Source organism: Mesorhizobium sp. M0938 (assembly GCF_040319125.1).
GTDB classification, from domain to species: domain Bacteria; phylum Pseudomonadota; class Alphaproteobacteria; order Rhizobiales; family Rhizobiaceae; genus Mesorhizobium; species Mesorhizobium robiniae.
Map to the genome: position 1 here is coordinate 39,161 of NZ_JAMYNS010000011.1, position 15,234 is coordinate 54,394.

Annotated in this window: 13 protein-coding genes; 1 reads left to right on the forward strand and 12 read right to left on the reverse strand. The window is 60.9% G+C overall.

Annotated elements, in window-relative coordinates; all coding sequences use genetic code 11:
* Positions 1–13: 13 nt before the first annotated feature.
* The 9 genes from NKH73_RS20045 to NKH73_RS20085 form a co-directional block, all read right to left on the reverse strand.
* Positions 14–1,327, reverse strand: coding sequence for an aspartate aminotransferase family protein (locus tag NKH73_RS20045; RefSeq protein WP_352935231.1), 1,314 nt, complete (start codon positions 1,325–1,327; stop codon positions 14–16).
* A gap of 22 nt (positions 1,328–1,349) precedes the next feature.
* Positions 1,350–3,395 (reverse strand): oxidoreductase, encoded by a 2,046-nt coding sequence (locus NKH73_RS20050; RefSeq protein ID WP_352935234.1) that lies wholly within the window; start codon positions 3,393–3,395, stop codon positions 1,350–1,352.
* A gap of 75 nt (positions 3,396–3,470) precedes the next feature.
* Positions 3,471–4,961 carry an aldehyde dehydrogenase gene (locus NKH73_RS20055; RefSeq protein WP_352935237.1) on the reverse strand — a complete coding sequence of 497 codons (1,491 nt, stop codon included), beginning with the start codon at positions 4,959–4,961 and terminating at the stop codon, positions 3,471–3,473.
* A gap of 229 nt (positions 4,962–5,190) precedes the next feature.
* The gene (locus tag NKH73_RS20060) at positions 5,191–5,997 is read right to left on the reverse strand and encodes an IclR family transcriptional regulator (protein ID WP_352935241.1); all 807 of its coding nucleotides are present in this window, start codon (positions 5,995–5,997) and stop codon (positions 5,191–5,193) included.
* A gap of 12 nt (positions 5,998–6,009) precedes the next feature.
* Complete coding sequence (locus NKH73_RS20065; RefSeq protein WP_352935245.1) at positions 6,010–7,368, reverse strand: NAD(P)/FAD-dependent oxidoreductase; 1,359 nt, start codon at positions 7,366–7,368, stop codon at positions 6,010–6,012.
* 4 nt (positions 7,369–7,372) lie between these two features.
* Positions 7,373–8,173 carry an ABC transporter permease gene (locus NKH73_RS20070; protein WP_352935247.1) on the reverse strand — a complete coding sequence of 267 codons (801 nt, stop codon included), beginning with the start codon at positions 8,171–8,173 and terminating at the stop codon, positions 7,373–7,375.
* A gap of 2 nt (positions 8,174–8,175) precedes the next feature.
* Positions 8,176–9,480, reverse strand: coding sequence for an ABC transporter permease (locus NKH73_RS20075; RefSeq protein ID WP_352935249.1), 1,305 nt, complete (start codon positions 9,478–9,480; stop codon positions 8,176–8,178).
* 22 nt (positions 9,481–9,502) lie between these two features.
* Complete coding sequence (locus NKH73_RS20080) at positions 9,503–10,552, reverse strand: ABC transporter substrate-binding protein (protein ID WP_352935252.1); 1,050 nt, start codon at positions 10,550–10,552, stop codon at positions 9,503–9,505.
* Between the two features lie 30 nt (positions 10,553–10,582).
* Positions 10,583–11,665 (reverse strand): ABC transporter ATP-binding protein, encoded by a 1,083-nt coding sequence (locus NKH73_RS20085; RefSeq protein WP_352935255.1) that lies wholly within the window; start codon positions 11,663–11,665, stop codon positions 10,583–10,585.
* Between the two features lie 302 nt (positions 11,666–11,967).
* Between NKH73_RS20085 and NKH73_RS20090 the strand changes: the two genes are divergently transcribed.
* Entirely contained in the window at positions 11,968–12,276 is a 309-nt protein-coding gene (locus tag NKH73_RS20090) for a hypothetical protein (protein ID WP_352935258.1), read from the forward strand.
* Between the two features lie 60 nt (positions 12,277–12,336).
* Here the strand turns inward: NKH73_RS20090 and NKH73_RS20095 are convergent, their stop codons facing one another.
* The 3 genes from NKH73_RS20095 to hisD all read right to left on the reverse strand — a co-directional run bounded on the left by NKH73_RS20095 (position 12,337) and on the right by hisD (position 15,179).
* Complete coding sequence (locus NKH73_RS20095; protein ID WP_352935260.1) at positions 12,337–12,999, reverse strand: GntR family transcriptional regulator; 663 nt, start codon at positions 12,997–12,999, stop codon at positions 12,337–12,339.
* A gap of 96 nt (positions 13,000–13,095) precedes the next feature.
* Positions 13,096–13,875: an SDR family NAD(P)-dependent oxidoreductase gene (locus NKH73_RS20100; RefSeq protein ID WP_352935262.1), complete on the reverse strand. Its 780-nt coding sequence runs from the start codon at positions 13,873–13,875 to the stop codon at positions 13,096–13,098.
* Positions 13,872–15,179, reverse strand: coding sequence for a histidinol dehydrogenase (hisD, locus tag NKH73_RS20105; RefSeq protein ID WP_352935264.1), 1,308 nt, complete (start codon positions 15,177–15,179; stop codon positions 13,872–13,874). Before hisD ends, NKH73_RS20100 begins: the two co-directional genes overlap by 4 nt.
* Positions 15,180–15,234: the final 55 nt, after the last annotated feature.

A 15,234-nucleotide genomic window follows, 5' to 3' on the forward strand; every position in this document is an offset into this window, starting at 1 on the left:
TTGCCTGCCGCCGTCACTGCGCGAGCGACAGCAATGCTCGATCGAAGGCCCGCACTATCTCGTTGACATCTGCATCTTCCATGGCGGTGGAAAAGGCCATCAACCCGTTGCCGGCAATGATCACGCCTTCGTCGAACAGCACCTTGGCGAGGGCCGAAACCCGCGCGGCGCCATCCGCCGCGGCGAATGTGGAACGGTAATCGCTCAAGGGTGCGTCCGTCAGGTGGACGCGGCGCAGCGAGCCCAGCCCGGTAACCTGCCCCTTGATCCCGTGCCGGGTGAAACAGGCGCGAACACCTTGGTCGAAGCGATCGCCGAGCGCCTCGAGCTTCTCGAATGCGGCAGGGGTCAATTCCTCCAGAGCGGCTATCCCGGCCGACATCGACATGGGATTGGCACTGAACGTCCCGCCATGCGGCACCGCCGGCGGGCTTTTGCTCGGATCGAACACCGACATCACTTCCGCACGGCCACCGATAGCGCCGATCGCAAAGCCGCCTCCGATGATCTTGCCGAGCGTGGTAAGGTCGGGTTCGACGTCGAAACGGCCCTGCGCGCCATGGTAGCCAAGGCGAAACGTGATGACCTCGTCGAGGATCAGCAAGGCCCCAAGCTCACGCGTAACGCGCCGCAGCATCGCCAGATATTCGGGCTTTGCCGGCACGAGGCCGGCGCGATTGGGCATGACGTCGACGAGCACGGCGGCAAGGCTGTTGCCGCTGGCGCGCAGGATCGCCTCGGCGATCGGGGTGTTGTTGAAGGGAATGACGACGACATCGTCGAGCACGCCCTGAGGTGTTCCTTTGGCGGTCGGCACCGATCCCGGCCTGTCGACGTCGCCCCAGGTAGCGGGGCTGGCGTCCTGGCTTGTCTCGGCCGGGTCGTAGGTGCCGTGGTAGGCGCCTTCGCATTTGGCAATCTTCGGTCGGCCGGTATAGGCGCGCGCCGCCTTGATCGCGTTCATCACGGCTTCGGTGCCGGAATTCGTATAACGAAGCTGCTCGACGGACGGCAGACGATCGCACAGGATTTCGGACAGCCGGATCTCGCTCTCGGTCGGCATGCCGAAACAGGTTCCGGCTTCGAGCTGCCGTGTCGCCGCCTCGATGATCAGGCGATTGCCATAGCCATGGATCAGAGAGGTGAAATTCCCCAATGCGTCGATCCGGACATGGCCATCGACGTCGGTGATCCGGCAACCGTCGCCACGCTGGGCATAGATTTGGTGCGGTTTGCGAAAGACGGTCGTGCGCGTGTTCCCGCCAGGCATAACCTCGCGGGCACGGGCATAGAGCTTTTCGGAATTTGGTGTCGCGGGTGCTGACATGAGATCGCTCGTCATCTGGGTTCTAGGCGGCAAGGTTGATCCGTTCGCGACGCCAGGTCGGGTCGCTGTTTTCAAATTCCTGCGCAAAACGGTGGCCCGAATAGACCGCGGCATAGATGGCGGCCGGCGCTTCGCAATCTCCGATGCGTGAAACCCGGCGCAAGCGCCCCGCCTGTCCCTCATCGAGACGCCTGGTCAGCGCGGCGAAGAGCTCGTTGCGGGGCAACCGCGCCGTGACGAGAACAAGGGCGTCGGTCTCCCGGCGCCCGTTGGCTCCGGTTCGCGCATCGACGAAGAAGGCCCCGCCTTCGTGCGTGCCGGTGAGCGCCGTGTGCGTAACCATCCCGACGCCGCGCTCATGGAGCCGCCTGGCGATCCGGATGTTTTCGAGCGTGTTGATGGTGAAGGAGGAAACGTCGGCCGCCGGTGTGACCAAGGTGACTTCGTTGCCGGCAAGCGCCAGTTTTTCCGCCAGCACGGCGCCCATGTAGTAATGATCGTCATCGTAGACGATGATGCGGCCTGAAGGGGCGTTGCCGCCCATGATGTCGTCCGGCGTGAACACCGGCACGTCGGCCGACAGCGCAAGCGGCTTGAACGCCGCGCGTCCAACTCCATCGGCGCGCCATTGCGATCCTGTCGCCAGCACCACCTCGTCGGCATCGAATTCGAGAATTTCAGCCAGTCCGAGATCGCTTTCGAGATACACCCCGACATTGCTGAGTTTGTCGAGCTGGGTGACACGCCAATCTCGAACCCTCAGCCATTCACGCAGGCCCGGCAACTCGCCCTCCAAGGTCACGCGACCGCCGAGACGGCTCTGCCGCTCGGCCAAGGTTACCTGATAGCCGCGCTGGCCGAGAGCCCGGGCGCATTCGAGCCCCGCCGGCCCACCGCCGACCACGAGCACGGTCGCGTCACTTGCCTTTGTGGAAATACGTTCGGGGTGCCAGCCGCGCCGCCATTCCTCGCCCATGGTCGGGTTTTGCGTGCAGCGCAGGTTAGTCATCGCAAAATGGCTCGAAACGCAGATGTTGCAACCGATGCACTCGCGGATATCCTCGTAGCGCCCCTCCTCGATCTTCTTCGGCAGGAAGGGATCCGCGATCGAGGGGCGCGCGGCGCCGATCATGTCGAGCACGCCGCGGCGGATCAGACTTGCCATCGTATCGGGCGAGGTGAAGCGCCCGACCCCGACGACCGGTTTGGTGGTGACGCCTTTGATCCCTGTCATGAACGGCTCGTGATCGTTCTCCGATGCGAAGCGCGAGGTCGGCGAATCGTCTGCCCAGGTTCCGACCACGAGATCCCACAGGTCCGGCAGTTCGGCGAGCAGACTGATCGCCTCGATCCCCTCCTCCGCGACCCGAAGCCCCTCCGGGCCAAACAGCTCATCGATGATGAGGCGTACGCTTACGGCGCAGGCGTCGCCGCCGCCCTCCCGCGTCACTTCTATCAACTCCTTCAGAAGGCGCACCCGGTTCTGCAACGAGCCGCCATATTCATCGGTACGCTGATTACGGGGCGAAATGAATTGGAAAGCGATGGTGGAAAAGTTGCCGTCGACGTTGAGGATATCGAAGCCGGCCTTTCGCGCCCGCCGCGCGGCCGCCTTCCACCAGCCCAGCAATGCCTTGATGTCGGACTTGTCCATGCCGCGGACCTGGATCGGATGGTGTCCGCTGACGGGACGGTCCATCGGACCGAGCGGCACGTCGCGGGTCATGCGATTGGCGTTGTAATAGGCGGGATAGGCGAGCTGCACGCCGGCGAGCGAGCCGTGCTCGTGGACCGCTTCGACCATCAGAGCGAGCGGCGGGATGTCGCCATCATCCCACAGCATCTGCAGAACCTCCGGCATGAGGTCGCCGGAGGGGTGAACCGAGCAATGCTCCGTGTTGACCACCGCCCATCCGCCTTCGGCCTTGATCCCGCGCATGGCGGCATGGGCTTGCGGTCGCAAATTGCCCATGCCGTTGCAGTGAGGTGTCTGGTAGAACCGATTGCGGGCGACGACGGGCCCGATCTGTACCGGCTGGAACAGGATGTCGAAGCGTGGATCCCGCATGCATGGTTCTTTCTGTACCTCGCGTCAAAGAACGAGGAGGCATGGTTGGTAAGAGGATGAAGCCCTCGACGATCGCTAGGCGCGGATCTTGATCCAGGTCGCCTTGAGTTCGGTGTATTTGTCGATCGCGTGCAGGGATTTGTCCCGTCCGAAGCCTGACTGCTTGTAACCGCCGAAGGGCATCGTAATGTTACTCTCGTCGAAATTGTTGACCCAGACCGAGCCTGCTCGCAACCGGCGCGCGGTGGACAGCGCGACGTCGATATTGTCGGTCCACACCGCGGCAGCCAGGCCGTAGATGGTATCGTTGGCGAGCGCGACTGCTTCCTCCGCACCGGAAAAAGAGATGGTGGCGAGCACCGGGCCGAATATCTCCTCCTGTGCAATGCGCATCTTGTTGCTGACATTGTCGAAGACAGTCGGCTCGATATAGTAGCCGCCGGTCTCGCTGAGAACGCGCTTGCCGCCGGACTTGAGGTCGGCCCCTTCCTTGGAACCGATATTGATGTAGTCGAGCACACGGTCCATTTGAACCTGGCTGACCATGGCGCCAAGCTTTGTGGCCGCATCGAGGGGATCGCCAACCGTAAGCGTTTTCCCGACAGCGATCACCTTGTCGAGGAACTTATCCTTGATCTTGGCGTCGACGAGAAGGCGCGAGCCGGCGTTGCAGACCTCACCTTGATTGAAGAAAATGCCGTAGGCAGCCGCTGTCGCGGCCTCGTCCAGATTGCCGCAATCGGCCATGACGATATGCGGGGTTTTGCCGCCGCATTCGAGTGCGACGCGCTTCATGTTCGATTGGGCGGAATAATTCATGAAGAGCTTGCCGACCTCGGTCGAGCCGGTGAACGTCACCGCGTCGACATCCATATGCAGGCCGAGCGCCTTGCCCGCAGTCTCGCCAAAGCCGGTGACGACATTGAACACGCCATCGGGAATGCCGGCCTCCGCCGCCAGCTCCGCAAGCCTGATCGCGGAAAGCGGCGACTGTTCGGCCGGCTTGAGAATGACTGAGTTGCCTGCCGCGAGCGCCGGTCCGAGTTTCCAGCATGCCATCAGCAAAGGAAAGTTCCATGGAACCACCGCAGCCACGACGCCGACGGGCTCGCGCGTGATCATGCCCAGCGCACCGCTGCCGGTCGGAGCGATCTCGTCGTAGATCTTGTCGATCGCCTCGGCGTACCAGGCGATCGTATTGGCCGATGCCGGCACGTCGATGGATCGTGCGTCGGAGATCGGCTTGCCCATGTTCAGGGTCTCGAGAAGAGCCAGTTCATCACCGTGCTGATGCATCAGTTCCGCGAACCGCTGCAGCACCTTCTTGCGTTCGCTCGGCGAGCGCCGCGACCAGGAGCCGGCATCGAAGGCCTTGCGCGCGGAGCCCACGGCCAGGTCGATATCTGCAGCGTCGCACGATGCTATTTGGACGAGCGTTGCGCCATTGGCGGGATTGACCGCGTCGAACACTCCGCCAGACACGGCGTCGACGAATTTCCCGCCGATGAACGCCTGCTTGCGGAAATTGAGATTTGAGGCGGCTTGGCGCCAGTTGACTACGCTCATGGAATTGCTTTTTCTCGATAAACGATACCAAAGTTCGATTTACGAGAAAGTAACTGGGTCATCGCTAAGATGTCAATATAAAATCGTCTCTTTGGCAGCTAGACACGGAAAAAGAGGTCTGATCGAGAGACGATCGTGCAATGAAATCTGTAAATAATGTTTATTTATAAACAGCAGAAACAACCACGCTGTCATTACGGCATGGCAAATTCACAAAAGATGCTGAAATTCAATTTGTACTTTTCAAAGTCTGCTGAAACTGTTTCTCAATGAGCCTGGAGAGCTTTTCCGCCATGCGTTTGACCAGAGCGACGTGGATGTCTCGATTGGTGTCGATGATCCCCTGGATTGTTCCTGTCACGCACAGGCTATGCTGCGTACGCTGCCCATCGATCCTGATCGGGGCGGCGATCCCGGCAAATCCATCCACATCTTCTCCGATGCAATAAGCCACCCCGGTTTTGCGCACGACTTGCAGCTCTTGCACGAGGACGTCGAAGTCGACCTTGGTCGCCGCCGTGAATCGCTTGAGCGGCTTGTCGAGTACCGAGGCGATGAAGTCCGCATCCTGAAAGGCAAGGATCGCCTTGGCGGAGGCGCCGGCATGGGCCGGGATTTCAAGCCCTGGAACGATGTAGGCCCTGACCAGATTGCCGGGCGCGACCATGTCGAGGCTACGCACGCTCTCGCCGGCCAGCCGCGCGATGAAACAGGCCTGGCCGGTCTCTTCGGAAAGTTGTTGCAGCGTCGGGCGCGCAACCACCTTGAACCAATCGTCGCTCGCCCCCGAAAAGAGCAGTCTTTCCAGCCGTCGCCCGAGCTTGAAATTGGCCGCCTTTGGGCCGCTCTGCTCGATCAATTCGACGTCGGCCAAGCTCTTCATCAGCCTGTAGGCGGAGGCTTTCGGCAGATCGAGCATCTCGCCAACGGCGGTTCCCGATATGCCGCCCGGAAAACCGGCGACGATTTCAAGAATACGCACATAGCGCTCCAAAGGCTTTTCAGCGGCCGCTTTGCTGGTTGGAGTCTTTGCCATGATGTCGATGCTCTAGCCCCTTGCGATTCGATCATCATGCCAGTCGAAATAGCGCATGGCCAAGGGCACGAACCACGGCGAGCCGTTAAAGAAGGGCGCCGTGGGGAATTTTTCGACATCGAAGGCCGATGACATGTCTCCCCGTTGAAGGATCCGGGCAGCAAGCTTCTCCCCGAAATGCGTTCCAAGAGGGATGCCGGCAAAGTTGTAGCCGAGGGCGAAGAGCACGCCATCCTTGACGCCGATATGAGGCATGAAATCGAAAGTTCCGGCGCATTGCCCGGTCCAGGCCCGGCTGAGGCGGACCCCTTTGAGGTCTGGCAGAATTTTCACGAGGCGCTCGCGGAGCGCACCAGCGAGCGGCGTCGCCGTCGGGCTCGCCGTGCCAGTCATGCCGCCGAAGAGAATGCGGCTTGAATCAGGGGCTGGCCGGATGAAATCGATGTTCATCCTGGTGTCGAGATAGGTTCGGCGGCGCGGTATGACCTTGTCGATTGTTTCCGGCGGCAACAGCTCGGTCGCAATGACAAAACCACGGAAAGGAATGACCCGCCTTGCGAGCCATTTCAGGTCTCGGCTGGTGTAGCCATTGGTGGCGACGATGACATGAGGGGCAGCGAGGTTTCCCCTCGAAGTCCGGACGATCTTCTCCCTCGCGCTGTGATCGATGCCCACCACATTGGTAAGAGGATGCAGCCTGACACCCGCATCGAGCGCCTTGCGGACAAGGCCAGCGTGATAAAGTCCGGGATGAATCGAACCGAGATCCGGAATGACCGCGCCGCCATGGTAGCTGTCGGAGGCGATTTCGGTGCGAACTTCATCTTTCTCGACGACGGAATAATCGAACCCGACGGCTTGTCGGGTCTGTTCGAGCTCTGCGATCAAAGCTCGAAAATGGGCTTTCGAATTGGCGCCAATGAAGCGGCCGCAGGTCTGGTAATGGCAATCGATACGCTCACGCTCGACGAAGGTCCGGACACCGCGCAGAGCGGCATCGAGCTCGCGGTAGACCTTCACAGCGTATTCACGCCCCGACCTTTCCGCCAGCCATTCGACGGACCGCTTGAGAGTGCGGCCAACGAAGCCGGCGTTGCGGCGCGCGGCGCCCTCGCCGATCCTCTGCGCGTCGACAACGGCAACGTCGCAGCCCGCGCGGGCCAGATGCAGCGCGGCGACCAGACCCGTAATGCCGCCGCCGACGATAACGACATCGGCCCTGCCGCCAAGGCTGGCCGGTTCCGCTTTCTCGTGGGCTGCGGGCAGCGGCGCCGCTGACCACCAGTAAGGCTCCTCGAGATAGTCGTCGGCGAACAATTCGGCTTTCGCAGCATCAATCTTCCCGTTGTCTTGCGACATGACGTGCAGCATCAATTTACCTTTTTTTATTGGCGTTGTAGGCCACAGCCATCATGCAACTCGTCAGTATGATCATCACCGCGGCGGCGGCCAGGATCGTGGGATCGAGTTGTTCACGTAGTCCCGTGAACATTTGCTTCGGAAGCGTACGCTGCTGAGGCCCGGCGATAAACAGCACCATCACCACTTCGTCGAATGACGAGGCGAAGGCGAAGACGGCTCCCGCCGCTACACCTGGCGCTATTATCGGAAGCATCACCGTTCGAAACGCCGTTATACGGCCGGCCCCTAGACCCGCCGCGGCCCGCATCAGATTGAAATCGAAGCGCGTCAGCGTCGCCGTAACCGTGATGACGACGAAGGGCGAGGCCAGGATGGAGTGAGCAATTACGACGCCGGCATAGGAATAGTTGAGGCCGAGCGGCGAAAAGAAAATAAACAGCCCGAGGCCGAGCACCACGACGGGAACGATCATTGGCGAGATGGCCAGCGCCATCACGGCGGTTCGGAAAGGAAACTGCGGATTGACAAGCCCGACGGCCGCGAGCGTGCCCAAGGTCGTGGCCAAGATGGTCGTCGCAACCGCGATCACCAGACTGTTGACCATTGCCCCGGTCCACAGAGGCGAGGAAAAGAGCTGCTCAAACCAGCGAAGGGACAGTGCACGGAATGGATAGGTGAACCAGGGATCAGCATTGAGCGAGATTGGAAGAGCGACCGCCAGCGGCAGCACCAGCAGCGCCAGGATGATCCCCACAAACGCATAGAGCGGTATCCGAATGTAGGCCGGAAACTCGGAATAGACGCGGCGACCCATGCTCATATCCGATCCGACGAATGACGTGCGATATGTCGCCCAAGGGGGAGAGCAACGAGACCAGCTCCAAAGATGAGTACGGCGCTGAGTGCCGAAGCCAGCCCCCAATTCAGATCCTCATTGGTAAACCTTGCAATGAAGAAACTCACCATCTGATCGGACGGACCACCCACCAGCGCAGGTGTCAAATAGAAGCCGAGGCAAAGCACGAAGGTGAGAAGTCCGCCGGCGGCGATGCCTGGGACCGCCTGCGGAAGAAAAATCGTCCGATGTGCCAGAAGTGGGCCGGCGCCGAGGCTGCGGGCGGCCTTGACCTGGTTCGCCGGGATGGCCCGCATCACGCTGATCATGGGCAGGACCGTGAACGGAAGCTGGATCTGGATCATCGCGATGATCGTCGCCATGCGTGTGTAAAGCAGGGGCAGTGGCTCCGATATCAATCCCGCTCCGGTCAGCGCATTGTTGAGGACGCCATTGGTCTGAAGGAAGACTATCCACGACATGGTGCGCACCAGCAGCGAGGTCCAGAACGGCAGGAGAATGAAGAACAGGAGGACTGCTGCTGTCCGCCAGCTCGCATTGGCTATGACATACGCGACCGGGTATCCGATCACGACTGTAAGGCCTGTCACGACAAGGCTGATCAGGATCGTCCGGAGATAGATCGACCTGAAATCGTAGCTCGTTTCCTGGGACGATTGACCGTCGGCTTCGATCTTTACAGGAAAGCCCGTCGCCCAGCGCAAATAGAAGGCGCTGTAGCGGCTATCGTAGTGCTTGAGGATGCTCCAGACGCCGCTTTGTCCCCATGCCGGATCGGCTTCGATCAATTGGGCCTTCCAGGCCTGCGGGTCGGCGCGGTCGAAATCGCTGGAAAGCACCCGCTGCGCGTTGAGGATGACGTTCATCCCGCGAGACAATTCGTAGCCCACACGACGGCCTAGCGGGCGTACTGACCCGGCATGTCCTGCAGCCTCGAGTTCGTGTCCAAGCGTCATGTAGACGGCGTCGGTCGGGAGCTTGTCCCCGTCCCAGGCCTGAAGCGCCTGCGTTGTCAGCGGCAACGCTCTGGCGATCTCTCCGTCCGATACCGCCGTATGAACGATCGAACCGATCGGGATCACCAGGAACAGGAGCAGGAAAATCAGGAGCGGCGCCGCCGGAAGAGCAGCCCGAACTGTCCTCCGGCGGTTGTCGCTCTTGATCGGCGAGCGAATGACGACATGCGCCGTCGATGACGCGATGCTTGGCGCAGGCGTATCAGTTTGCGTCATTACCAAGCCCACATCGCCGTACGGCAGCGTCATCCGAAAACTCCCACCACTCGGCTTACTGGGAAATCCAGCTGGAGAAGCGGGCGTTCAGGGCATCGCCATTTTTGGCCCAGAATGCGCCGTCCTGGGCCAAGGCGCCCTCGCTGTTTTCAGGGGCTGACGGCAGGTTCGCCAGCACATCCTTGGCGACGAGATCGCTGGCAGCCTTTACCGTTGGGCCGTAGGCGATGTAATTGCTCAGGGCGGCGTTGACATCCGGCTTTAGGCTGAAGGCCACGAACTCCTTGGCGGCTGCAAGGTTCTTCGAACCGGACGGAATGACCCACATATCAAAGCCGCGGATCTGATTGGTCCAGGCGATCCCAAGGTCGGCATTTTCCTTGGCGTTGGCGTCCGCAATACGGCCGTTCCAGGCCAGCGCCATCTTTACCTCGCCGGATTTGAGAAGCTGCGGCGGCTGGGCGCCGGCCTCCCACCAGACGATGTCCTTCTTGATCGTGTCGAGCTTCTTGAAGGCCCGGTCGACGCCGGCGGGAGTGGCGAGCGCCGTATAGATGTCCGACGCCGGTACGCCATCGGCGAGCAAAGCGAGTTCGAGCGTGTCCACCGGACTTTTGCGGAAGCCGCGTTTGCCGGGGAAGGACGCGATATCGAAAATGTCCGTCAACTTGGTGGGCGCCTTCGGGAATGCTTGTTTCTGAAACGCCAGGATCGTGGCGTAGACGCTCGTTCCCACTGCGCAGTCGGTAAGGGCGCCGTCCACGAGACCCGCTGACTTAAAGGCCGCATCGGCACCGATCTTCTCAAGCAATCCCTGGTCGCAGGCGGTCGCTCCCGTCTGCGGATCGACGTCGATAACGTCCCAGGCGACGTTGCCGCTGTCGACCATGGCACGCAGCTTCGCCAATTCACCGCTCCAGGTGTCCTGGGTGACGGTAATGTTCTTTGATTTCGCATATGGATCGAGGAATGCCTTTGTCTGCGCCTCCTGCAGAGCCCCGCCCCAGGACACGACGGTCAGGCCTTCCGCCAGGGCTGGAAAACTCACTGCTGCCAGAACAAGCCCGACAAGGCACGACTGCTTGAACGAATGCGCTCGTAACATTTTGATGTCCTCTCTGGATTTTCAGTTGTGTTATCTGCCGTCTAGCGCCCATGCATCGCGCGGTTCCCAGTCGAGAAGGACAGGGTTGCCCATCTCCATCCGGGCTCCCACCGATGACGGACTTTTAGCAATCAACCGTTCCCCGCCCGGCAGTTCGACGTGGATCCGGAACTGGTCGCCGCAGTAAATGACTTCGCTGACCCGCCCGGTAAGCGTTTCGGCGCTGCTCTGCTCGGCGATGCGGACGCTCTCCGGCCGGATGGCGATCGTTGCGCGTTGATCGAGCTTCGTGTGAACGCTGCTGCGCGCCAAAATTTCCTGGCCACCGGCGAGCCTTGCGCGCGCCAGGCCGCCTTCGATCGAGACGATTTTCGCATCGAGACAGTTATTGTCGCCGACGAATTCCGCCACGAAGCGGTTCGCGGGATGGCCGTAAATATCTTGCGCTGAACCGATCTGCTGGATCCGCCCGTCGTTGAAAATGGCGATCCTGTCGGACATCGTCAGCGCTTCGTGCTGATCGTGCGTCACATAGACGACTGTCAGGTCCAGCCGATCGGCGATCCGACGGATTTCGAGCTGCAAATCCTCGCGCAGCTTCTTGTCCAGGGCGCCGAGCGGCTCATCCATCAGCACCAGACTGGGCTCGAAGACAAGCGCGCGAGCGAGCGCGACTCTTTGTTGCTGGCCACCTGACAGGGCCGCGGGCTTGCGTTGAGCAAGATCCGAAAGCTGAACCATCGCAAGCGCTTCGCCGACGCGAGTGGCGATCTGCTCCCTGGAGGAGCCGCGCACCCGCAACGAGTAACCAATATTCTCCGCAACGGTCATATGAGGGAAGAGGGCATAGTTCTGGAACACCATTCCGATGTTCCGCTTTTCGGGTGGTTTGTCCTGGATCGGCCGCCCGTCGAGCGTAATTTCACCCCCCGACGGATATTCGAAGCCGGCAAGCATCATCAGCGTCGTCGTCTTGCCCGAGCCCGAGGGACCAAGAAGCGTCAGGAATTCGCCTTTCCCGATGTCCAGGTTGAGATCGCGCACGACGAAGCTATGGCCATCGTAAGTCTTGGATATGCCGGTCATGCCGACATGCGTCGCTGGCTGAACCATGGCTGACAGTGCTGCTCCCGTTTCATTGTTCTCGATTATTGAGAATCATTATTGAATATCGAGAATACAAGCATCCCGATTGGCTTGCGTCAATCCCTGGGGAGGAAATTCCGAGCGTCAGACGGCGGCATTCTTCGATGCTTGGGATCGGCTTGGGGACGGTGGAGCGCAGTCGCGGGCCTTCGAAGAGCCCTATGGCTCATGAAGAACCGAGCCGTGTACAAGGTGGCTGACCGGCGGCAACAAGCCGGTTCTCCCAAGTGCCGCAACGGGAGATCGTTGTTTTCACTCGCGGCTGGCGATTGGAAAATCGCGCTCTCGTCGACCGATCGGCCATTTCCTTCGTCGATTATCACCATCGAGGAGCCGCTGGTCGCCACACAACCGGCGGCGGGCGTTCCGTCAACATCCGCGTTCAGCGCCACCCGGCTACGCAATGGCACGGCCTGCTGGTCAAGGCACTCTATGAAGGCGCTGTCGACGCGACCTATGTGACAGGTCCGGCCGCCGAACTGGAATCGGTGCTCAACGCCCGTGTCGTGTTCGACGCAAGCAGGCAACCGGTCGGTTCGACCGCATCAACGGACGCGCTTCTGAAGAGGCCTGTCTGAGCGACGTTCAGATGCAAAGTCGCCCTTGCTTTGTCGCCGGCTTGAAAGCCCCGCGGGCCCTCAGGTCAGAGCCGCCGTGACGATTTGCGTCGTCGTCCACATATGCGAAGCGATCGCTGCGCAGGCGCGTTTCACGTCGCGGGCAATCACGGCATCTGCGATATCCCTATGCTCGCGCGCCACATCGCGTTCCATTCGTGCCAACGGCACCGACAATTGCCGGTAGCGCTCGCTCTGGTCATACAGTTGCGAGCGGATCCGAAGCAGCCAGCGATTGCCACAGCCCGAGACCAAAGCGCGGTGAAACTCCCGATGCGCCTTGACCCAGCGCTGATCCAGGACAGCGGCGTCCCCGGGAATCGTATACGGCGTGTGGCTGAGGCGGTGAAGTGCGGCGACGATGTCGGTTTCCCATTCAAGCCCGCCTTTCTCGATCGCCAGCTTTAGGCACTCTTGCTCGATGCGGACGCGGGCATCGGTCAATTCAGCGAGATCTTCCGGGGACACATCCGAGACCGTGTACCCCCGCTGCGCCCTTGCATCGACAAGACCCTCAGCCGAAAGTTTCGACAGCGCTTCGCGGACGGCGCCCAGACTCACGTCGTATTTCTGAACGAGAGCCTGGATATTGATCTTTGAGCCCGGAAGCATTCGGCACGAAATGATATCGTGTCGAAGCTGCTCGTAGACGTCATTTGCGATGGTGCGGGCTACGGGATCCATTTTAATGCCGCTTGCTTAGCCGAGGAAGTGATGCAGATGCATTAGGCATGCTGCCGCTTTCCGGCTGACTTGAGTCGTATGTCAAAGCTGCAGGAATCATTCCGCCGTCCAGCCGCCATCGACTTTTATGGAGGTGCCCGTCATCAATGCAGCGGCGTCCGAACCCAGAAAGACAACGGCACCCATAAGATCCTCGACTCGCCCGAGACGGCCAAGCTTGATTTTGGACAATACCTCATTTCGAAAAGCTTCGCTCTCGAAGTAAGGAGCGGTCATCGGCGTCTCGATGAAGGTGGGGGCAATACTATTGACCCGGATACCTTGCGGCGCGAGTTCGACAGCCATAGCCTTCACCAGCCCCTCTACCGCATGCTTGGACGCGCAATAAAGCGTCCGCGCTGCCATTGCCACGTGACCCATCTGCGAAGTCGTGAAGATGATCGAGCCCCGGATCCGCTCCGCCACCATTTTACGCACAACCGCCTGCGCGGAGAAATAGGCAGCCCTGACATTGAGGTCGAGGACGACGTCATAGTCCTCCTCGGTCACCTCGGCCATCAGTTTAGGCCGATTGGTTCCCGCGTTGATCACTGCGATGTCGAAAGCCGGCTGCTTCCCGATCAGTTCGCGGGTTCCGGAGATGTCGGTAACGTTCAGAACGAGCGCTTCTGCTTTGCCGCCACGATCCCTTAGCGCCATCGCGGCATCCTCGACCTCGCTTCTGGTTCGCGCGGCCAGGACTGTTTCGGCTCCCGCGTCCGAAAGCGCCGTAGCCAAGGCCAATCCGATCCCTCGCCCCGCGCCCGTCACCAGCGCGCGGCGCCCGTCCAGGCGGAACGACGGCGCCTTCGGCAGAGTAACGGGCGACGGGTTCATTCCGCCGCCTCGGCATAGGGAACGTTGCGCGCACCGTAACGCCGCAATCTCACATTGGCCTGCTCGGCATGACCGAGGAAACCCTCGAGGACACAGAGCCGGGAGCAGTATTCGCCGATCATCACCGAAGCTTCGTCGGTGAGAACCTTCTGGTAGGTGCAGGTTTTCAGGAATTTGCCGACCCAGAGCCCGCCCGTGAAACGCGCCGTTCCCAAAGTCGGAAGCGTATGGTTGGTGCCGATCACCTTGTCGCCATAAGCGACATTCGTCCTTGGCCCGAGAAAAAGCGCTCCATAGTTGGTCATGCGGCGGAGGAAGTAATCCGGGTCTCGCGTCATGACCTGCACATGCTCGGAGGCGATGCGGTCCGCCTCGCTCACCATTTCCTCATCGGTGTCGCAAACGATCACCTGGCCGTAGTCGCCCCAGGCCTGTTTCGCGATAGGTGCGGTCGGCAGAATACCGAGAAGCCGCTCGACCTCGGCCATCGTCTGCGTCGCGAGTTGCTCGGATGTCGTCAGCAGGATCGCCGGCGAGTTCGGCCCATGCTCGGCCTGTCCGAGCAGGTCCGTGGCGCAGAGCTCGGCATCGGCCGTCTCGTCCGCGATCACCAGCGTTTCGGTCGGGCCTGCAAGCAGATCGATGCCGACACGGCCGAAGAGTTGCCGCTTGGCTTCGGCGACATAGGCGTTTCCCGGGCCGACTAGAAAATCGACCGGCGCGATCGTCGCCGTGCCGATCGCCATCGCGGCCACCGCCTGAATGCCGCCCAAGACATATATCTCGTCGGCCCCCGCCAGTGCCATGGCTGCTATTACCGCTGGGGCCGGTTTGCCCTGGAACGGAGGCGTCATGGCGATTACCCGCTTTACGCCGGCCACTTTGGCGGTGACGATTCCCATATGAGCGGATGCCACAAGCGGATATTTGCCGCCCGGCACGTAGCAGCCCACCGAATTCATGGGAATATTGCGATGGCCGAGCACCACGCCGGGCAATGTCTCAACCTCGACATCCCGGAGCGCGGCCTTCTGGACTTCGGCGAAGCGACGGATCTGTGTCTGCGCGAATTGGATGTCGTCCAGTTGCCGGCGCGACAGCGAGGCGAGGCACGCGTCGATTTCATCCTTCGACAGACGAAAAGATGGCGGCGACCACCGATCAAAGGTCTCGGACAGTTCCCGCAACGCCGCATCGCCACGGGCTTCAACATCGGTGAGAACACGTTCGACGGTGCAGCGGACAGCGCTGGCATCGGTCGCCTTGGCTTCCGCGGATCGACCCGACTTCAGTATCCTGATCATGCAATTTCCCTCACTCTGTGTTCTTCCGCCGAATGCCTTCGAAAAGCGTTCCGCC